The sequence below is a fragment of the Lacrimispora amygdalina genome (assembly GCF_900205965.1).
Classification (GTDB): domain Bacteria; phylum Bacillota; class Clostridia; order Lachnospirales; family Lachnospiraceae; genus Lacrimispora; species Lacrimispora amygdalina_A.
In genome coordinates this window covers 416071-438513 of the sequence record NZ_OAOF01000001.1, presented here as the reverse complement: position 1 = coordinate 438513, position 22443 = coordinate 416071, and the positions used below count along the sequence as shown (strand labels likewise).

Annotated in this window: 13 protein-coding genes; all 13 read left to right on the top strand. The window is 43.6% G+C overall.

All coding sequences use genetic code 11. The features are described from left to right. Positions 1-172: 172 nt before the first annotated feature. Positions 173-4039, top strand: a complete 3867-nt coding sequence (locus CRO04_RS02095) for a DNA-directed RNA polymerase subunit beta (protein WP_207654384.1) — start codon at positions 173-175, stop codon at positions 4037-4039. Positions 4040-4057: 18 nt separating this feature from the next. Beyond that, positions 4058-7717: a DNA-directed RNA polymerase subunit beta' gene (rpoC, locus tag CRO04_RS02090; protein WP_097002564.1), complete on the top strand. Its 3660-nt coding sequence runs from the start codon at positions 4058-4060 to the stop codon at positions 7715-7717. Positions 7718-7858: 141 nt separating this feature from the next. Continuing rightward, complete coding sequence (locus tag CRO04_RS02085) at positions 7859-8734, top strand: carbohydrate ABC transporter permease (protein ID WP_097002563.1); 876 nt, start codon at positions 7859-7861, stop codon at positions 8732-8734. After that, positions 8724-9557, top strand: a complete 834-nt coding sequence (locus CRO04_RS02080; RefSeq protein ID WP_097002562.1) for a carbohydrate ABC transporter permease — start codon at positions 8724-8726, stop codon at positions 9555-9557. The genes CRO04_RS02085 and CRO04_RS02080 overlap by 11 nt, the downstream gene beginning before the upstream one ends. A 17-nt stretch (positions 9558-9574) precedes the next feature. Further along, positions 9575-12073 (top strand): hypothetical protein, encoded by a 2499-nt coding sequence (locus CRO04_RS02075; RefSeq protein WP_097002561.1) that lies wholly within the window; start codon positions 9575-9577, stop codon positions 12071-12073. Further along, on the top strand, positions 12070-13149 hold the full coding sequence (locus CRO04_RS02070; protein ID WP_097002560.1) for a glycoside hydrolase family 88/105 protein: 1080 nt from the start codon (positions 12070-12072) through the stop codon (positions 13147-13149). Before CRO04_RS02075 ends, CRO04_RS02070 begins: the two co-directional genes overlap by 4 nt. Positions 13150-13167: 18 nt before the next feature. After that, positions 13168-14082: an AraC family transcriptional regulator gene (locus CRO04_RS02065; RefSeq protein WP_097002716.1), complete on the top strand. Its 915-nt coding sequence runs from the start codon at positions 13168-13170 to the stop codon at positions 14080-14082. An 80-nt stretch (positions 14083-14162) separates the two neighbouring features. After that, positions 14163-15425: an ABC transporter substrate-binding protein gene (locus tag CRO04_RS02060; RefSeq protein WP_097002559.1), complete on the top strand. Its 1263-nt coding sequence runs from the start codon at positions 14163-14165 to the stop codon at positions 15423-15425. Between the two features lie 199 nt (positions 15426-15624). Next, on the top strand, positions 15625-16044 hold the full coding sequence (gene rpsL, locus CRO04_RS02055) for a 30S ribosomal protein S12 (RefSeq protein WP_097002558.1): 420 nt from the start codon (positions 15625-15627) through the stop codon (positions 16042-16044). Positions 16045-16220: 176 nt separating this feature from the next. Continuing rightward, positions 16221-16691, top strand: a complete 471-nt coding sequence (gene rpsG / locus CRO04_RS02050) for a 30S ribosomal protein S7 (protein WP_097002557.1) — start codon at positions 16221-16223, stop codon at positions 16689-16691. Positions 16692-16706: 15 nt separating this feature from the next. Then, on the top strand, positions 16707-18827 hold the full coding sequence (fusA, locus tag CRO04_RS02045; RefSeq protein WP_097002556.1) for an elongation factor G: 2121 nt from the start codon (positions 16707-16709) through the stop codon (positions 18825-18827). Between the two features lie 152 nt (positions 18828-18979). Further along, complete coding sequence (gene tuf, locus CRO04_RS02040) at positions 18980-20173, top strand: elongation factor Tu (RefSeq protein WP_097002555.1); 1194 nt, start codon at positions 18980-18982, stop codon at positions 20171-20173. A gap of 535 nt (positions 20174-20708) precedes the next feature. Further along, entirely contained in the window at positions 20709-22382 is a 1674-nt protein-coding gene (locus tag CRO04_RS02035) for a DUF5722 domain-containing protein (protein ID WP_097002554.1), read from the top strand. The last annotated feature ends 61 nt before the right edge of the window (positions 22383-22443 follow it).

Below are 22443 nucleotides of genomic sequence, written 5' to 3'. Positions count from 1 at the left end.
GCCTATCTGCAATAGTATAACACATTTTAATGGAAAATACAAGTAAAAATGCTTGACACCTTGACAGCACTATGATATTATGGAATGTGCACTATTGTGGCTTTGTGTGCCTTAATGGGACATTTATGCCCAAAACAGAAATGATTAGAAAGAAAACAGGGGTGAAACGTCAATGGAGAAAAGCAGAATGCGTCCGGTCCCGGCCGGTAAGAGCCTGAGAATGAGCTTCTCAAGACAAAAAGAAGTGCTTGAGATGCCAAACCTGATTGAGATTCAGAAGAATTCCTATCAGTGGTTCCTTGATGAAGGATTGAAGGAAGTCTTTGAAGACATCTCTCCAATTGCAGACTTTGCTGGACACTTAAGTCTTGAGTTTGTCGATTTTACATTATGTAAGGATGACATCAAGTACACAATAGAAGAATGCAAAGAACGAGATGCAACTTACGCAGCTCCTTTAAAGGTAAAGGTAAGGCTTTGCAATAAAGATAAAGATGAAATTAATGAACATGAGATCTTCATGGGTGATCTTCCGCTTATGACAGATACCGGATCCTTCGTGATTAACGGTGCCGAACGTGTAATTGTTAGCCAGCTGGTACGTTCCCCAGGTATATATTATGGTATCGAACACGACAAGGTAGGTAAGGAATTATATGCATGTACCGTGATTCCAAACCGTGGTGCATGGCTGGAGTATGAGACTGACTCCAATGACATCTTCTACGTACGTGTGGACAGAACCAGAAAGGTTCCGGTAACCGTTCTGATCCGTGCACTTGGTTTTGGTACCAATGCTGAGATCATTGAACTGTTTGGTGAGGAACCCAAATTGCTGGCCAGCTTTGGTAAAGATACTTCTGATAATTACCAGGATGGCTTATTGGAATTATACAAAAAGATCCGCCCAGGTGAGCCTTTGTCTGTTGATAGTGCTGAAAGTTTGTTAAATAGTATGTTCTTTGACCCAAGACGGTACGATCTGGCCAAAGTCGGACGATATAAATTCAATAAAAAGCTTCATTTTAAAAACCGTATTACCGGTCATGTTCTGGCTGAGGATGTGGTGGATACCACAACCGGCGAAATTTTAGCACAGGCTGGAACAACTGTAGACAAGCAGCTTGCAACAGACATCCAGAACGCAGCTGTTCCTTTCGTATGGCTGGAAGGCGTGGAGCACAAACAGAAGGTCCTTTCCAACTTAATGGTTGACTTGTCAGCCCATGTTAAATTTGATCCGAAGGAAGCAGGGATTACAGAATTAGTATTCTATCCTGCGCTCGAAAAAATTCTGTCGGAAGTTGGAAACGACGTTGAAGAAGCGTTGAAGAAGGCAATTCACAGACATGTGAATGAGCTGATTCCGAAGCATATTACAAAGGAAGATATTCTTGCTTCCATCAATTACAATATGCATCTGGAAGAAGAAGTTGGTAACGCAGATGACATCGATCATCTGGGCAACAGAAGAATCCGTGCGGTAGGAGAACTCCTTCAGAACCAGTACCGGATCGGTCTGTCCAGAATGGAACGTGTTGTACGTGAACGTATGACAACCCAGGATATGGATGGCATTACACCTCAGTCTTTGATTAATATTAAGCCGGTAACTGCGGCTGTTAAGGAATTCTTCGGCAGTTCCCAGCTGTCCCAGTTCATGGATCAGAATAACCCGCTTGCTGAGCTTACCCATAAGAGGCGTTTATCAGCCTTAGGACCTGGAGGTCTTTCCAGAGACCGTGCCGGATTCGAGGTTCGAGACGTTCACTATACTCATTACGGACGTATGTGTCCGATTGAGACGCCTGAAGGTCCTAACATCGGTCTGATCAACTCCCTTGCTACTTATGCGAGAGTGAATCAGTACGGTTTTGTTGAAGCACCGTACCGCGTTGTGGATAAAACAGATGTAAACAATCCGGTGGTTACCGATGAAGTTGTTTATTTAACCGCAGATGAAGAAGATAACTTCGTAGTTGCTCAGGCGAATGAGCCGCTTGACGAAGAAGGACACTTCGTTCATAAGAATATTTCCGGACGTTTCCGTGAGGAGACATCCGAATTCCAGAGAAAGAATATTGATTTAATGGACGTTTCTCCGAAGATGGTATTCTCCGTAGCAACAGCCATGATTCCTTTCCTGGAGAACGACGATGCCAATCGTGCGCTCATGGGATCAAACATGCAGCGTCAGGCCGTGCCGCTGCTCACTACCGATGCTCCTGTTGTAGGAACCGGTATGGAGTCCAAGGCTGCCGTTGACTCCGGTGTGTGCGTTGTTGCAAGAAACTCCGGTGTGGTTGAGCGTTCCGCTTCCAATGAGATCATTATCAAACGTGATTCCGATGGCGGAAAAGATGTTTACCGCTTAACCAAGTTTAAGAGAAGCAACCAGTCCAACTGCTACAACCAGAAGCCAATCGTATTTAAGAATAACCATGTGGCAAAGGGAGATGTTATTGCTGACGGCCCTTCCACACAAAAAGGTGAGATCGCCCTCGGTAAGAATCCGCTGATCGGATTCATGACCTGGGAAGGTTATAACTACGAGGATGCGGTTCTCTTAAGTGAGAGACTGGTGAAGGAAGACGTTTATACCTCTGTCCACATTGAGGAATATGAGGCGGAAGCCCGTGACACCAAGCTGGGACCGGAAGAGATCACCCGTGATGTTCCCGGTGTCGGCGAGGATGCATTAAAGGATTTGGATGAAAGAGGAATTATCCGTATTGGTGCGGAAGTCCGTGCAGGAGATATTCTGGTCGGAAAGGTTACTCCTAAGGGAGAGACAGAACTGACTGCAGAAGAGAGACTGCTGCGTGCGATCTTCGGTGAGAAGGCGAGAGAAGTCCGCGATACTTCCTTAAAAGTACCTCACGGTGCTTATGGTATCATCGTTGATGCAAAAGTATTTACCAGAGAGAATGGTGATGAGCTTTCACCGGGCGTAAACCAGACAGTCCGCATTTACATCGCACAGAAGAGAAAAATTTCTGTTGGTGATAAGATGGCCGGACGTCATGGTAACAAGGGTGTTGTTTCACGCGTGCTTCCGGTAGAAGATATGCCATTCCTTCCAAACGGCCGTCCTCTTGATATCGTATTAAACCCTCTGGGCGTGCCTTCCCGTATGAACATCGGTCAGGTGCTGGAGATCCATTTAAGCCTTGCTGCAAGAGCACTTGGATTTAACGTATCCACACCGGTATTTGACGGAGCGAACGAGATTGATATTATGGATACCCTGGATGTAGCCAACGACTACGTAAATATGGAGTGGGAAGACTTCCAGGAAAAATATAAAGATACCTTAAGACCTGACGTAATTGAATATCTGGGAGAACATCTGGATCACAGAAGTTTATGGAAAGGTGTTCCGCTCACCAGAGACGGAAAAGTCCGCCTTCGTGATGGACGTACCGGAGAATATTTTGACAGTAAGGTTACCATCGGACACATGCATTATCTGAAACTGCACCATCTGGTTGATGATAAGATCCATGCCCGTTCAACAGGACCATACTCACTGGTTACACAGCAGCCTCTGGGCGGTAAAGCACAGTTCGGCGGCCAGCGTTTCGGAGAGATGGAGGTTTGGGCCCTGGAGGCTTATGGTGCTTCCTATACACTGCAGGAAATCATGACAGTGAAATCCGATGATGTAGTAGGACGTGTAAAGACCTATGAGGCTATCATTAAGGGTGAAAATATTCCTGAACCAGGTATTCCCGAGTCATTTAAGGTATTGTTGAAAGAACTTCAGTCTCTGGCACTTGATGTAAGAGTGCTGCGTGACGATAATACAGAGGTTCAGATAGCTGAAAGCATGGATTATGAGGAAACTGATTTAAGATCCATCATTGAAGGCGACAAACATTACCATGATGAGGAATCCTTTGGTGAATTCGGTTATCAGAAACAGGAATTCAAGGATGCTGAACTGGTAAATGTTGATGAAGAAGAGGATGCGGACGGTATCGACGATTCTTTTGAGGATTTCGATGACGTAGAACTTGACGATTCAGACGAAGAATAATAGAAGGGAGAACCGCTCATGCCTGAAAATAATGAAACTTACCACCCAATGACATTCGATGCCATAAAGATTGGTCTGGCATCCCCGGAGAAAATTCTGGAATGGTCCCACGGTGAGGTGAAAAAGCCTGAGACGATTAACTACAGAACTTTAAAACCGGAAAAAGACGGTTTGTTCTGCGAACGGATTTTCGGACCCAGCAAGGACTGGGAATGTCATTGCGGTAAATATAAAAAGATCCGGTATAAAGGCGTTATCTGCGACCGATGCGGTGTTGAAGTAACAAAGGCCAGCGTCAGAAGAGAACGTATGGGTCATATCCAGCTTGCTGCCCCTGTATCCCATATCTGGTATTTCAAAGGAATACCAAGCCGTATGGGTCTGATCCTTGATATTTCTCCCAGAACACTGGAGAAAGTGTTATATTTTGCTTCCTATGTAGTTTTAGATGCGGGAAGTACAGGACTGCAGTATAAGCAGGTTTTATCAGAAAAAGAATACCGGGAAGAAGTAGATAAGTACGGCTATGGTTCTTTCCGCGTTGGAATGGGTGCGGAAGCTATTTTAGAGCTTCTTCATTCCATCGATCTTGAAAAAGATTCTGAGGACTTAAAGAAGGGCTTAAAGGACGCAACCGGACAGAAGCGTGCAAGAATTATAAAGAGACTGGAGGTTGTGGAAGCATTCCGCAACTCCGGAAATCTGCCGGAGTGGATGATTATGACTGTTGTTCCGGTTATTCCTCCGGATATCCGTCCTATGGTACAGCTGGATGGCGGTCGTTTTGCAACCTCCGATTTAAATGATTTATACAGAAGAATTATTAACCGTAATAACCGTCTCGCCCGTCTTTTAGAGCTTGGAGCACCGGATATCATTGTCCGCAATGAAAAACGTATGCTTCAGGAAGCGGTCGATGCATTAATCGACAACGGCAGACGTGGAAGACCGGTTACAGGACCTGGAAACCGTGCCTTAAAATCTTTATCCGATATGTTAAAGGGTAAACAGGGCCGTTTCCGTCAGAACCTTTTAGGAAAGCGTGTTGACTACTCCGGCCGTTCTGTTATCGTAGTAGGACCGGAACTGAAGATTTATCAGTGCGGACTCCCAAAAGAGATGGCGATTGAGCTGTTCAAGCCTTTTGTAATGAAAGAGCTTGTATCTAACGGAACTGCACACAATATCAAGAATGCGAAGAAGATGGTGGAACGTCTTCAGACAGAGGTCTGGGATGTTCTTGAAGATGTAATCAAAGAGCATCCGGTTATGTTAAACCGTGCGCCTACCCTCCACAGACTGGGAATCCAGGCCTTCGAGCCGATTCTGGTTGAAGGTAAGGCAATTAAGCTTCATCCTCTTGTTTGTACCGCATTTAATGCCGACTTCGATGGAGACCAGATGGCGGTTCATCTGCCTCTTTCCGTAGAGGCACAGGCAGAGTGCCGTTTCCTTTTATTATCTCCAAACAACCTGTTGAAGCCTTCTGATGGTGGCCCGGTTGCGGTACCATCTCAGGATATGGTTCTTGGTATCTACTACCTGACACAGGAAAGACCTGGTGCCAAGGGTGAAGGTATGGTATTTAAGAGCATAAATGAAGCAATTCTTGCTTATGAGAATCAGGCAGTTACCCTTCATTCCAGAATTAAGGCAAGAGTTACTAAGAAGATGCCAGACGGTACGGTGAAAGCCGGAGTTGTGGAATCTACAGTGGGCCGTTTCATTTTCAATGAGATCGTACCTCAGGATTTAGGCTTTGTAGATCGTACCATTCCGGAAAATGAACTGGCTGTTGAGGTTGATTTCCATGTAGGTAAAAAACAGCTGAAGCAGATTCTTGAAAAAGTAATAAATGTACACGGAGCTGTTCAGACAGCAGAAACATTAGATGATATTAAAGCAATTGGTTATAAATACTCTACAAGAGCGGCTATGACCGTATCCATTTCCGACATGACTGTGCCGGAGAGCAAGCCGAAGCTGATCGCAGATGCGCAGGCTACGGTTGACCAGATTGCAAAGAACTTCCGCCGTGGTCTTATCACTGAGGAAGAGCGTTATAAAGAAGTAATCGACACATGGAAAACGACGGATGACCAGTTAACCCATGATCTGCTTACAGGCCTTGATAAATACAACAACATCTACATGATGGCAGATTCCGGAGCCCGTGGTTCTGATAAACAGATTAAGCAGCTGGCTGGTATGCGTGGACTTATGGCAGATACAACCGGTCATACCATCGAACTTCCTATCAAGTCCAACTTCCGTGAAGGTCTTGACGTACTGGAGTACTTTATCTCTGCTCATGGAGCCCGTAAAGGACTTTCCGATACGGCTCTTCGTACCGCTGACTCCGGTTATTTAACCAGACGTCTGGTAGACGTATCCCAGGATATGATTATCAGGGAGATTGACTGCTGTGAAGGAAAAGATTCACCATTTATGGAGATCAAGGCGTTTACAGACGGACAGGAAACCATTGAGAGTCTTCAGGAACGAATTACAGGCCGCTTTATTGCAGAGACAATTACGGACCCGGATACAGGAGAAGTGATTATAAGGGCAAACCATATGTGTACGCCTAAGCGTGCGGCGGCAGTGATGAAGGTGTTGAACAAACTGGGGCGTGATTCTGTAAAGATCCGTACCGTATTAACCTGTAAGTCTCATTTAGGCGTCTGTGCAAAATGTTACGGAGCCAACATGGCTACCGGACAGCCGGTTCAGGTAGGCGAAGCTGTTGGTATTATTGCAGCCCAGTCAATCGGTGAGCCTGGTACACAGCTGACCATGCGTACGTTCCATACCGGCGGTGTTGCCGGTGGCGATATCACACAGGGTCTTCCCCGTGTCGAGGAGCTTTTTGAGGCGCGTAAGCCAAAGGGTCTCGCAATTATTGCAGAGTTCGGCGGTGTCGTGACCATGAAAGATACGAAAAAGAAACGTGAAATTATCGTAACTGAGAACGAAACAGGTAATTCCAAGACTTATCTGATCCCTTATGGCTCCAGAATCAAGGTACAGGATGGTCAGGTGCTGGAAGCCGGCGATGAGCTGACAGAAGGTAGTGTGAATCCTCATGACATCTTAAAGATCAAGGGAGTTCGTGCTGTACAGGATTATATGATTCAGGAAGTACAGCGTGTATACCGCCTTCAGGGTGTTGAGATCAATGATAAGCACGTTGAGATGATCGTAAGACAGATGCTTAAGAAGATTAAGATAGAAGAAAGCGGAGACAGTGATGTTCTTCCGGGAACTTCTATGGATGTTCTTGACTATAATGATTTAAATGAGGCGCTTCTTGCAGAAGGCAAGGAACCGGCAGAAGGAAAGCAGGTTATGCTTGGTATCACCAAAGCATCTCTGGCTACCGACTCCTTCTTATCGGCAGCGTCCTTCCAGGAGACCACAAAGGTTCTTACCGAAGCAGCAATCAACGGAAAAGTGGATCATCTGATTGGATTAAAAGAGAACGTTATCATCGGTAAGCCGATTCCGGCCGGTACCGGTATGAAGCGTTACCGGACCATTAACTTAAGCACAGATGCTGAGTTTGAGGAAGATGGTGAGATTCTTCTGACCGAAGATGATGAAATCCTGTTATCTGACGACAGTTTTGAGGATGCAGATGAGATTTTAGCTATTAGTGAAGTTGATATAGAAGAATAAGATTGAAGAAGCCCTGACAGGTTTGCCTGTCAGGGCTTCTTTGCATGTGCAGAAATGACAATAATCTATAATATTTGCATAATTAAACTGGATTTTTCTTTCTTTTTTAATGCTATAATCATAAAAAAGGAGGTAAAAACTATGAGAAAGTTTGAGCGGAAAGCATTTCCTTATCTGCTGCTTGCTCCTACGTTATTAATATTCGGCCTGTTTCTGTTCTATCCGGCACTAAACGGGTTGTGGATATCTTTAACAAAGTGGGATGGGGTGAATCCACAGGTTTTTGTGGGGGTTAAAAATTATATCAGGCTTTTTTCGGACCGGGGATTTTGGGATTCTTTTCTCAGAACCATTTTCTTTACCGGGGTTTCGGTGCCTCTGGTGTATGCATCAGCCATGGGGCTTGCACTTTTGCTGTCAGGTGCCAGGAGGGGAAATGATTTCTTTCGGGCGGTATTTTACTGGCCAGTAATGATTTCAAGCATTATTGTAGGATTGACCTGGAGGTTCCTTTTGGGTGAGGAGTTTGGTGTTATCAATTATCTTCTCACAGCCATGGGACATTCTCCCGTTAAATGGCTGACGGATCAGAATTATGCCATGGGCGTGGTGATCTTTGTGACGGCATGGAGCATGTCAGGTTATTACATGGTTATGTTCATATCCGGGATTAAGGCCATTTCAGAGACGTATTATGAGGCGGCAAGAATTGACGGAGCCGGATTTTTCCATCAGTTCCGCTATATTACACTTCCACTGTTAAAACCCACCAGTTTACTGGTTCTGGTATTATCCACGGTTACCATTATAAAAACTTATCCATTGGTTTATGCCCTCACCCAGGGCGGACCTGCAGGTGGGACGAAATTTATGGTTCAGACAATTCAGGAGACCGGGTTTGAGAAGAACCGGATGGGGTACGCCAGTGCCATGACTATGATTCTGTTTGTATTGCTGGCTGTCTTTACTGTGGTTCAGTTTCGGGTAAATAAGGGAGGTGAGCAGGATGCAGACTAAAAGCAGAAAATACTTAGTACAGGGAATAATATGGATAGTTCTTCTGATTCTGGCTTTTTTGTTTTTGATGCCGATTCTCTGGGTAATAGGTTCTTCCTTTAAAAGTACAGGTGAATTGTTTTCCTGGCCACCCAGCCTGATCGGGAAGAATCCATCCTTATCCAATTATCAGCAGGCACTGAATGAAGGGCATTTTGGCATCTATTTTTTTAACACGGTGTTTACCAGTGTGGCTGCAACCTTTCTTACCGTTGTTGTAAATGTAATGTCCGGCTATGCGTTTGCAAAATACCGGTTTAAAGGGGACAGGCTTTTATTCGGTATTGTGCTTGCCACTCTGATGATTCCTCTGGAAGTTATCATGATTCCCATATTTAAAGTGATTGTAGCGGTTAATCTCTACAACAGCTTATGGGGATTGGTCATTCCGGCCGTTGCATCTCCCACAGCCGTATTTTTAGTAAGACAGTATTATGTGGGAATTCCGGATGCCTATATGGAAGCTGCCAGAATAGACGGAGCGTCGGAGACCAGTATCTTAATGCGGATCATGGTTCCGCTTGCCAGACCGGTGATTTCAGTGCTCTGCATTTTTTCCTTTATGTGGAGATGGAATGACTACCTTTGGCCTAAACTGGTAATTAACAGTAAGGAGCGTTATACCATACAGCTTGCGCTGGCCAATTATTCCGGCGAATACTCAGTTGACTGGAACAGTCTTCTGGCAATGTCCGTCATATCCATGATTCCGGTCATCATTGTATTTGTGACTTTACAAAGCCATATCATAGGAGGTATGACTGCTGGGGGAGTAAAAGAGTAAATGGGAGGAAAGAAAGCATGAAGTACTTGGAATATCCGCTGTTTGCGGAAGGATTTGTCAATCGCTTCCTCATAAGTGAGGTTCAAACACAGGTTCGGGAGTTTACCAGATCAACGTTAAACGGAAGGGTGAACGAATGGCTGAAGAAAGGATTTGCTATTCACGAAAACCCATGCAGAAAGGAATTTGTTAATCAAAGGAAATCCGAAGTTCCTGATTATCCTGATCTGGCAGATATAACAAACGGGGTTATGCTGAAGCAGTATTTTCCATTTGGAAATCCGGGAGTGGATGCATCTGGCTTTTATTACCGCCCCACTTATTTAAGAATGCACGGTTATACCGTGCTTTGGTCTGATCGAAAGGAACAGATTGATTTCGAACTGGAGACTTGTGGAGGCTTAACAGTCTGGGTCAATGGTCAGCTTATCTGTGATTTTACACCTTTTACCAGGAATATGGTAAAGAAGACAGTAGTATCCATCCCCCTGTTAAACGGGGAAAATTCCATGGTGGTATGTCTCGATGATCTGGCTGAGCGGGATACGGATTATTATTTCCGTATGAAACGGCTGGGAGGAGCAGATTTAAAAATTCTCATACCTGTGAAAGAAGAGGTGGCTGAAACCGTTTTATCAAAGATAGAACATATGCTCAATGGAATGAGCTTTGATAAAGAGGCTTATATCAGTGAGTCTATGAAAATGAATCTGAATAATCCATTTGAACATCCTCTGGATCTGGAAGTGATTATTACACCGGGCGAATTTATAGAAAAAATGGAAAATTCATGGAAACTTATAAAAACCAGAAAATATATCATGGAACCTGGCCAGATGGGGCTGGAACTGTTTCACACCGATGAAATTTCGCCGGGATATTATTATTTTACAGCCGTAGTCACCTATCATGGAATTACTATAAAGAGAAAAATAGGCAATCAGCTGGTAAGAAATGAATTTCTTCTAAGCGGAAATGAGGACATGGATGTACGCAAAAAACTGGCCTTTGACGCAGTTCTTCGATTTGCACCGGATAACACATATAAGGCTGCGGCTCTGCTTTATATGGAGAGGGAATATCAACGGGCAGAAGAGATATTACTGGAAGAGCTGGAAGGAGTCAGAAGCAGAAAGGATTGTTCCGATTTCCATTTCATAATGATGATTTATATTTACCGGGTATATAACAGCCGGCTTTCAGATACCCTGAAAGAAGCGCTGGAAGAGACGATGGTGAATTACAGATACTGGATCGATGAGCCTGGAGACGATGTCATGTGGTTTTTCAGTGAAAACCACGCCCTGTTGTTCCATTGCTGCCAGTACTTAACAGGATCGTATCTGCCTGAACGGATCTTTGTCAATAGCGGCAGGACGGGTGCAGAAGTAAAGGCAAAAGGAGAGGAACTGCTCCATCAGTGGTTTGAAGACTTTTTCAGGGAATTTATTACAGAATGGAACTCCAATGCTTATATTCCAGTGGATGTACTGGGAATCGGTACCCTTTACAATCTTACGGAGGAAGGAAACCCGCTGCATCAAAAAGCGAAAAAAGCATTGGATATGATTTTTTATTCCCTGGCAGTGAATGCCCATAAAGGAGCTGTTATGACAAGCTTTGGAAGGAGCTATGAAAAGGAGATGAAGGGGAATTATAATGCCGGAACAACGTCTCTGCTTTATGTGGCTTATAATACAGGCTATTTAAACAGGGCCTGTATTGGATACATTTCTCTCATACTTGGGACCTACCAGCCGCCTGAGGAGTATAAAAAATATGCTCAGTTAAACGATGATGAAGAAATGATTCATCAGAATACCCAGGGATTTGAAAATCATGTCAATCTCTATCTTTACAAAAACAGCCGTGCGCTTCTTTCCACAGCGGTAGGCTTTAAACCCTTTCAGAAAGGGTATCAGGAACATATATTACAGGCAGCGCTGGATGAAACAGCACAGCTGTTTATCAATCACCCGGGGGAATCGTTTCCTTATGGAAGCGGAAGACCTAATTTCTGGGCAGGAAACGGTGTACTTCCACTGGGAGCCCAATATGAAAATACAGCGATTTTAAGATTTCATATTGAGGAAGAAGAGAGAATCGGTTATACTCATGCCTACATTCCCATCTGCGCATTTTCCCGTTATAAAGGCGAGGAAGGGGTAGTGGTTCTGGAAAAGGGAGGTGCCTATATAGCAGTAAAAGCCCTTCACGGACTTACCATACAGGAACATGGGCCGAATCAGTTCCGGGAGTTTATCAGCCAGGGAAAAGATAATGTCTGGGTGGTAAGGGTTGGCAGCTTAAGCGAGTATGGAAGTCTGGACGCTGTATTTTCAGCATTTAAAGAACTTAAGATCAACACAGATGGTAACAGTACTCTCGTAACAGATGAAAAAGGCACCGAATATCTTCTGGAGCCGGAAACCATACTAAAGGTCAACGGGGAAGAGGTATATCATTATCCGGAAACAATTGTGGGAACAATCAGATGGAGGGAGAGAACAAAGTGACAGATTCAAAGACACTGGAAGAAAAACTGAATTTGGTATCAGAGAAAATGATGGTTTTAAGAAACAATGGGATGAAAGAAATATACCCCATTAGTCTGATTGATTTTAACTGCTGGGAATGGCCCCAGGGAGTGGGGATTTTCGGGCTTTACAAGTATTATGAGGTAAGTCAGAAAAAAGAAATTCTGGACTTTATCGCTGACTGGTATGACAGCCGGATCAGGGAAGGGATTCTGGAGCATAACGTGAATACCACTTCTCCCATGCTCACCCTGACTTATCTGTATGAAAAAACCAGAAAGCCGGAATACCTGGAATTTATCAGAGACTGGTCTGACTGGATGATGAAGGATCAAAAGCTGATCCGGACAGGAGACGGCTGCTTCCAGCATATGATTACAGGAAGTGCCAATGATCATGAGATCTTGATCGATACGCTGTTTATGGCAGTTTTATTTCTTGCAAGGGCAGGAAAGATTCTTGGACGGAAGGAATATTACGATGAGGCTGACTATCAGATTCTTTCTCATGTCAAATATTTATTAAACAAAGAAGAGGGACTGTTTTATCACGGTTTTAATTTTCAGAGAAATGATAATTACGGCAAAGTTTTATGGGGAAGAGGTAACTGCTGGTACACCATTGTCATCATGGAGTTACTGGAGGAGATTCCCATGGACGAAGGTATGAAACGGTACTTTTTAAGTGTTTACAATAATCAGGTAGAAGCACTGAAACGTTATGCAGATCCGGAAACCGGCTTATGGCATACCATCATAAATGATGAATCTTCCTATATAGAGATATCCTGCAGTGCTGCATTTTTGTATGGAATCATGAAGGGAGTGCGCCTTGGAATATTAAAAAAAGAAGAGTATCTTGGATTAATTGAAAAAGGTATGATACATATTTTAAATTATATTGAAGAAGACGGTACGGTTAATAATGTTTCCTACGGTACTCCGATTGGACTTGACGGGGAATTTTACAAGACAATTCCGTGCTGCCCCATGACTTATGGACAGGCACTTATGATTTTGGTACTGCAAGAGGCCATGAATTCTTATTGGCATTAGAAGGGACTGGTTGTGAAGATGAAAGAACGGGTTTTTTTTGAAGAATTTGACTCATTGTATTATTTTCATGGAAGCTCTGAGAACTGGGCAATGCAGGGGTTCCACTTTCACAACCAGTATGAGATTATATTATTTCTCACTGACGGGGCATTGATGGAAATTGGCAACCGCATATATCATGTACGGTCAGGAGATTTATTCCTGATTAATAACAAGGAATACCACAGGACCAGCGGTGGAACAGGGAATACCTATTACAGGTACGTACTGATGTTTGAGCCTGAACTGCTCACCCAGATGGCTGAAGTATTTCATTACGATTTTTCCCGTTTCTTTGAGAACCGCCCTGATCCATTTCTTCATCGGCTTCATTTATGCGGCGAAAATCTGCAGAAATTGGAGAAGTTCTTCGAAAAAATAGAACAAAACATTCATTCAGAAAACAGGGACAGGGCTGAATCAACCGTGAGGGTGAAGCTGTCCATACTGGAGCTGATTGCCTCTGTCAATGAAATGTATCAGTTTTTTATGGAGAAGGAAAAAAGTAAGACTGTTTTGGAGTTTGAAGAGAAATCGGAAGAGGAATTTAAGGATCCGGTACTTTACCGGGAAAGAATTGAGCAGCTGAAAAAGTACATCACAGCTCATGTGGAAGAACGGCTGGATTTAAATGAGATTTCAGGAAGGTTTTATATGAACCGGTATTATTTAAGCCACTATTTTAAAAAGGAGACGGGTTTTACCCTGACCCAGTATGTGGCAAACCAGAAGATCATTGCTGCTAAAGCTCTTTTAAAGAAGGGGCACTCAGTCACCGATGTTGCGCTGAGGCTATCCTATAACAGTGACAGCCATTTTATCGCTGTATTTAAAAAGATGACGGGAATTACACCGAAAAAATACGCCCAGTCAAAAAAGAGCAAAAAAGAGTGATTTCATCTCTGAAATATGGGGTTTTTGAACTGCTGTAAATGATAAAATAAGTGTATTAAATAACAAAGGAGAGGTGTTTTATGAAAAAAACGGTATCGTGGCTGCTTATGGGGGTGTTGGCGTTTGGTGCTTTAACTGGCTGTTCCGGCGGGGGGAAACAGGCGGAAAGCAAAGAGAAAAAGCTGGACGTGGTGTGGTTTAGCGACAACAAGGAAGGAGAATCTTTCATGAAGCTAGCTGATGAATACATGAAAGAGCATCCGGATATCAAAATTGAGCTGATTGAGGTTCCATACTCTGATATGGAGAACAAGATCAAAAACATGATTAACGGAAAGGAAGCTCCTGCTATTGCCAGACTCACTAATTTAGGACCATTTCAGAATCAGCTTGTGGATCTGGGGGAATACGTATCAGATAAGGATATGTTTGCAACCAGCTTTGGGGAGGGCTTAAAATTTGTTTTTGACGGCAGGGTGCTGGCGGCTCCCATGGATGTAACAGCAAATGGACTTATTTATAATAAGACTGCTTTTGATAAGGCCGGTGTTACAGTTCCCCAGTCAGAAGATGAGATCTGGACCTGGGATGAGTGGAAGGCAGCCATGAAAACGGTTATGGAAAAAGGCGGCTGTAAATACGGTCTTGTCTACGATAAATCGCCCCAGAGATTTACAACCCTTCTTTACCAGTCAGGAGGCGGACTTTTGAATGAGGAGTTAAATGCCTCAGATTTCAATACAGAAGAAAACAAACACGCCATACAGTTTTTTAAAGATCTTCATGATGAAGGCATTGTTCCTTCCTCTGTATGGCTCGGCTCTGAAAATCCAAATAATTTATTCCGTACCGGTCAGGTAGCAATGCATTTTTCCGGTAGCTGGATGATTGCTAATTACAAAGATCAGATTACGGACTTTGACTGGGGAGTGACGTATCTTCCAAAAGAAGCAATGCGCTCTTCCGTACCGGGCGGAAAGTATCTGGCAGCTTTTAAGAATACGGGAGTGGAAAAGGAAGCAGCAGAATTCATTGAATGGATCTCAAAGGCGGAGAATAACGCAAAATACTGCGAAGAAAACAGCTACTTATCTCAGGTAAAGGGAAATGAAAGTTTAAATTATGCCTTTGGCAAGGAATATTTTAATATTTTTTCTAAGGAACTGGCTGCAACTTCTTCCCGGCCCGGCGCAGAGTGGGGGTATCAGGCACTGACAGGAGCGGTTCAGAGTGATCTGCGTGATAAGCTTGTAGAGGTTCTTGCAGGTAAACTGACCGTTGATCAATATACAGAAGAAATGGATGGACTGATCAATGAAAAGCTGAAAGAACTGAGCGAGTAATAAAAAAAGAATCCGGACTGCCGTAACTATCATGTTACGGCGGTCCTTTTTAGAGCAATAATATCGAAAAAAGAAAACCTTGACAAAAAAAAACAATATGTATATAATAATTAGGCGTGCATAAACGCGTCATGTTTTTGTGCGTAAATTAAGCTGAAGAAGACAGCAACCACAGACAATATCACAGGAGGTGAATGGAATGCCAACATTTAACCAGTTAGTAAGAAAGGGAAGACAGACAGGCGTTAAGAAATCCACAGCACCAGCTCTGCAGAAGGGTTACAACTCTTTACAGAAGAAGGCGACTGACATTTCTGCTCCTCAGAAAAGAGGCGTTTGTACAGCAGTAAAAACTGCAACCCCTAAGAAACCTAACTCTGCTCTCAGAAAGATCGCCAGAGTTCGTCTTTCAAACGGAATCGAAGTAACAAGCTACATCCCCGGTGAGGGTCACAACCTTCAGGAGCATAGCGTTGTTTTAATTCGCGGCGGTAGAGTAAAAGACTTGCCAGGTACCAGATATCATATCGTCAGAGGTACCCTGGATACTGCAGGAGTAGCGAACAGAAGACAGGCTCGTTCCAAATACGGTGCTAAGAGACCTAAAGACAAAAAATAATTATACCACACATTTGAATTTCTAGTGCCGGACTTTAGATATTGAACCTGTAGGTTGCAGGATTATATAGATAGAAACCGAGCGCGAACGCAACTAAAATGTTTGTGAGTACCGAGGATCTAATGAATAGCTGTTTATTCGTATGAAAAGACGGCGATATTAAGGAGGGAAGTAACGTGCCACGTAAAGGACATACTCAAAAAAGAGACGTATTAGCAGACCCGCTTTACAATAACAAGGTTGTTACAAAGTTAATTAACAACATTATGTTAGATGGTAAAAGAGGTGTTGCTCAGAAGATCGTATACGGTGCATTCGGCCGTATCGAAGCAAAAGCCGGCAAACCAGCCGTTGAAGTCTTCGAAGAAGCGATGAACAACATTATGCCTGTACTTGAGGTAAAGGCAAAACGTATCGGTGGAGCTACTTATCAGGTACCGATCGAAGTAAAACCAGAGAGAAGACAGGCATTGGCCCTGAGATGGATCACTCTTTACTCTCGTAAAAGAGGAGAGAAAACTCAGGAAGAGAGACTGGCAAATGAGCTCCTTGATGCTGCTAACAACACCGGTGCAGCTGTGAAGAAGAAAGAAGATATGCACAAGATGGCTGAAGCAAACAAGGCATTTGCTCACTACAGATTCTAATAGGAGGAAAAAGCTTTGGCTGGAAGAGAATATCCATTGGAAAGAACCAGAAATATTGGTATTATGGCCCACATCGATGCAGGAAAGACCACATTGACCGAGCGTATCCTCTATTATACTGGTGTAAACTACAAAATCGGTGATACACATGAAGGAACTGCTACCATGGACTGGATGGAACAGGAGCAGGAGAGAGGTATCACAATTACTTCGGCAGCTACAACCTGTCACTGGACCATGCACGAAAACACCAAGGTAAAACCAGGTGCATTAGAGCATCGTATCAATATTATTGATACTCCAGGACACGTTGACTTTACTGTTGAAGTAGAGCGCTCCCTTCGAGTGCTGGATGGTGCAGTCGGCGTATTCTGCGCTAAGGGCGGTGTAGAACCACAGTCCGAGAACGTATGGCGTCAGGCTGATACCTACAACGTACCCCGTATGGCATTCATCAACAAGATGGATATCATGGGTGCAAACTTTTTCGGTGCAGTAGAGCAGATCAAGACCCGTCTTGGTAAGAATGCTATCTGCATCCAGCTTCCTATCGGAGCAGAAGATGAATTCAAAGGAATCATCGATCTGTTTGAGATGAAAGCATATATCTATAACGATGACAAGGGTGATGATATCTCTATCGTTGATATCCCTGAGGATATGAAAGACGATGCAGAGCTTTACCGTGGAGAGTTAGTAGAGAAAATCTGCGAATTAGACGATGAGCTGATGATGCAGTATTTAGAGGGTGAAGAGCCTTCTGTTGAAGAATTAAAGAAAGGTTTAAGAGCTGCAACCTGTAACTGTACAGCCATTCCTGTATGCTGCGGAAGCGCATATAGAAACAAAGGCGTTCAGAAGCTTCTTGATGCAATTCTTGAATTTATGCCTGCTCCTACTGACATTCCTTCTATCAAGGGTGTTGATATGGATGGCAATGAAATTGAACGTCACTCTTCTGATGATGAGCCGTTCTCCGCACTTGCATTTAAGATCATGACTGATCCGTTCGTTGGAAAGCTTGCATTCTTCCGTGTATATTCCGGTATCATGAATTCCGGTTCTTATGTACTGAATGCTACCAAAGGCAAAAAAGAACGTGTTGGACGTATCCTTCAGATGCATGCAAACAAGAGAAGTGAGTTAGACAAAGTGTATTCAGGAGATATCGCGGCAGCTGTTGGCTTCAAGATTACCACAACTGGTGATACCATCTGTGATGATCAGCATCCGGTAATTCTTGAATCCATGGAATTCCCAGAGCCGGTTATCGATATCGCGATCGAGCCAAAGACCAAAGCTGGTCAGGGCAAGATGGGCGAAGCTTTGGCAAAGCTTGCTGAAGAAGATCCTACATTCCGTGCGAAAACCAATCAGGAGACTGGTCAGGTTATCATTTCCGGTATGGGTGAGCTTCATCTTGAGATCATTGTTGATCGTCTGCTTCGTGAATTTAACGTAGAAGCAAACGTAGGTGCTCCTCAGGTTGCTTACAAAGAAACCTTTACAAAGCCAGTTGATGTTGACAGCAAGTATGCAAAGCAGTCTGGTGGACGTGGTCAGTATGGTCACTGTAAGGTTCGCTTTGAGCCGATGGATGCCAACGGCGAAGAACTGTTCAAGTTCGAGTCAGCTGTTGTCGGCGGTGCTATTCCAAAAGAGTACATTCCTGCAGTTGGGGAAGGTATTGAGGAAGCGACAAAGGCTGGTATTCTTGGCGGATTCCCGGTAGTGGGTGTTAAGGCTACTGTATACGACGGTTCCTACCATGAAGTCGATTCCAGTGAAATGGCATTCCACATTGCTGGTTCTATGGCGTTTAAGGATGCGATGAACAAGGGTGGTTCCATTCTGCTTGAGCCGATCATGAAGGTTGAAGTAACTATGCCGGAAGAATATATGGGCGACGTTATCGGTGATATCAACTCCCGTCGTGGCCGTATCGAAGGTATGGATGACATCGGCGGCGGTAAGTTAATCAAAGCATACGTTCCGCTTTCCGAGATGTTTGGTTATTCCACAGATTTACGGTCCAGAACTCAGGGCCGCGGTAACTTCTCTATGTTCTTTGAGAAATATGAGCAGGTACCGAAGAATATTCAGGAAAAAGTTCTTACAGAGAAAAAGGGCAAATAATTCCTAACAGGTTCCACTGGATTCCGGGCTGTGAAGTCCGCCCGGAATCCCTCAAATAGGCTTGAAAATAGTGCACAAATAGCATATAATAAAAAACAGCCTAACATATAATTAAGCTCAGAAAGAGCATAAATTAAGGAGGACGTTATAAAATGGCTAAAGCTAAGTTTGAAAGAAACAAAACCCATTGTAACATCGGTACCATTGGTCACGTTGACCACGGTAAAACTACTTTAACAGCTGCTATCACAAAGACACTTCATGAGAGATTAGGTACTGGAGAGGCAGTAGCTTTCGATAACATCGATAAGGCTCCGGAAGAGAGAGAGCGTGGAATCACTATCTCTACATCTCACGTTGAGTATGAGACAGAGAAGAGACACTATGCACACGTTGACTGCCCAGGACATGCTGACTACGTTAAGAACATGATCACTGGTGCTGCTCAGATGGATGGCGCTATCTTAGTTGTAGCTGCTACCGATGGTGTTATGGCTCAGACAAGAGAGCACATCCTGCTTTCCCGTCAGGTAGGCGTTCCTTACATCGTTGTATTCATGAACAAGTGTGATATGGTTGACGATGCTGAATTACTTGAATTAGTAGACATGGAAATCCGTGAGCTGTTAAACGAGTATGAATTCCCAGGCGATGATACACCAATCATCCAGGGATCTGCTTTAAAGGCTCTTGAAGATCCTTCAGGCGCTTGGGGCGACAAAGTTCTTGAATTAATGAAGGCAGTTGACGAGTGGGTTCCAGATCCAGTTCGTGAAACAGACAAGCCATTCTTAATGCCAATCGAGGACGTTTTCTCCATCACAGGCCGTGGTACTGTTGCTACTGGTAGAGTAGAGCGTGGTACATTACATGTATCTGATGAAGTTGAAATCGTTGGTATCCATGAAGAGACTCGTAAAGTTGTTGTAACTGGAATCGAAATGTTCCGTAAGTTACTTGACGAAGCTCAGGCTGGTGATAACATCGGCGCATTACTTCGTGGTGTTCAGAGAACTGAAATCGAAAGAGGACAGTGTCTTGTTAAACCAGGTTCTGTAAATTGCCATAAGAAATTTACAGCTCAGGTTTACGTTCTGACAAAAGATGAAGGTGGACGTCATACTCCTTTCTTCAACAACTACAGACCTCAGTTCTACTTCAGAACAACTGACGTAACTGGTGTTTGCGATTTACCAGCTGGCACAGAGATGTGTATGCCTGGCGATAATGTAGAAATGACAGTTGAACTGATTCACCCAGTAGCTATGGAGCAGGGTCTTCGTTTCGCTATCCGTGAAGGTGGACGTACTGTAGGTTCAGGTAGAGTTGCTACTATCGTTGAATAATTAAATTTAAAAGCCGAGCCCTTATTTTATAGGGGTTTCGGCTTTTTTTGTCTTGTGGTGCGCCAGGTTTTCAACATTAGTGTCGAATGAGGAGATCATAAAATTGATACTCAGGTGGCTTGTACCTGGGGACGAGCGCAGGAATCTTTTCTGGTTTGCTACTGCGATAAGGTTCAATACTTTGTAATGATGGCATCCGGATCATACCAGAAAAGAGTTCAAAGTAGGGCCGTTATAACACCTATTGTCTGTGAAAAGTAATTGCACATTTAAATGGGATATATTACCATAGGCTTATGAAGTTTGACTTTAAAGATCTTATGACCTTTGGTCTTTTCATTCTGGCATTACTTACATTCGTTTTATCAGGTACGGGTGGCTTCTCTTTCCTAATTAGGGTAAACCCCTTGTGGGCGGTTGTTCCACGCCTTAAGGTTTTATTACAAATACGTAATAAAAACGTTATTGTAAAAATCAGGGAAATTAGGTATCATTGTAGGGTATCTTGATTAAGACTACATGGAGGAAATGCGAAATGAATAAATTTAAAATAGGCAGATTCTTTACCGGACTTTTGGCGGCAGGATTTTTATGCTGTGCATCTGCATTCGTTTCGCTGGCGGATGAAGTATTTACCGATGATCAGGCGGTTATTCAGTCCTGTCTCGTTAATTCAGATTTAACCAGCGTAACGGTAAAGGTTTCAAATCATGCACCTGCTGAAGGAACGGATGGTGTACTTTATCTGGTAGAGCTTCAGCCCTATCAAAACAGCCTGGAAGGAAGAACGGATTATGCAGCCAAAGCATCTTTAGGAGACTCTGCCGCATTTACTTTTTCCCTGAATCGTAATACTATACAGGACAGACTTTACAGCAGATTTGTTGTGGCTGTCTGGGATGGCAGCAAGTACATACCTGTGAGTAAACCTCATTACATAACCAATCCGGAGGCAGTTGCTGCTAATAAGAAAGAGTTCAGTGATCCCCTTACTAAAAAGGGGTTAAACATTCAGCTTAACATGCTGGGAGATGCATTTGAACTGGGAGTGAAACATGTGGCTACGAATATTTCATTCCACCAGATTCTGGGACAGGGAATTGAGTATCAATATGACGGAAAAACCTATCATTTTGATACTAATGCCATAAAGAGTTACGATGAGACCATCAGCGCTCTCTCAGGAAAAGGAATGACTGTTACTGCGATTATTTTGAATGGCTGGAATCCTTCCAATCCTGACCTGATCTATCCTGGGACCAAGAAAAATTCCAAGGCATTCTATTACATGTTTAATACTGCGACGCCGGAAGGATATGAACAGACAAGAGCAATAGCCTCATTTCTGGCTGAGCGTTATAATGGCACCAATCCCAATTATGGTAAGATATCCAACTGGATTATAGGGAATGAAATCAACAATCAGCAGTGGAACTACGTAGGAGCCAGAGATTTAACCAGCTACCTTCATGCATATCAGAATGCATTCCGCGTATTCTACACCGCAATTAAAAGCACCAGTGCCAATGACCGGGTTTACTTCTCCCTGGATTATAACTGGAATAATGAGATTGATCATAAACTGAAATACGGCGGTAAAGAAGTGATTGATGCTTTCAATGCCATTGCCAATGAGCAGGGGCAGATGGACTGGGGATTATCGTATCATCCATATCCATGCCCGATGACTGAGCCGGAATTCTGGGACGATGACAAAACCGGTTTAATCACCAATGATTTTGATTCACCGGTTATTAATTTTAAGAATTTAAATACACTGACTGACTATATGGCTCAGGATTGTCTGAAATCGCCTACCGGAAAGGTAAGACATATTATTCTGACGGAACAGGGATTTACGGCAAAAACCCAGTCTGGTGAAGATGTTTCCCAGATACAGGCTGCAGCCTATGCTTATTCCTATTACATGGTTGACAGCAATCCTTATATTGACGCTTATATCTTAAGCCGGCAGGTGGATGCTCCCCTGGAAGTCAGAAGCGGTCTTGCCTTTGGACTCTGGGCCTGTGACATGACTAAGGGAGATGATATTGTGGCGACCAGACGGCGCAAGATCTGGCAGGTGTTCCATGAGATAGATAAGAAAAAGAGTACTTTAGAAACAACAGAGTTTGCAAAATCAATTATTGGTATACAAAAATGGTCTGATGTGATTCCAAACTTTAAGTGGAGAGCATTAGAGAAATAGAAAAAAGCTGTCATGAATTAATTCATGGCAGCTTTTTTCTTGCTTTGTATTTGAATCAGAT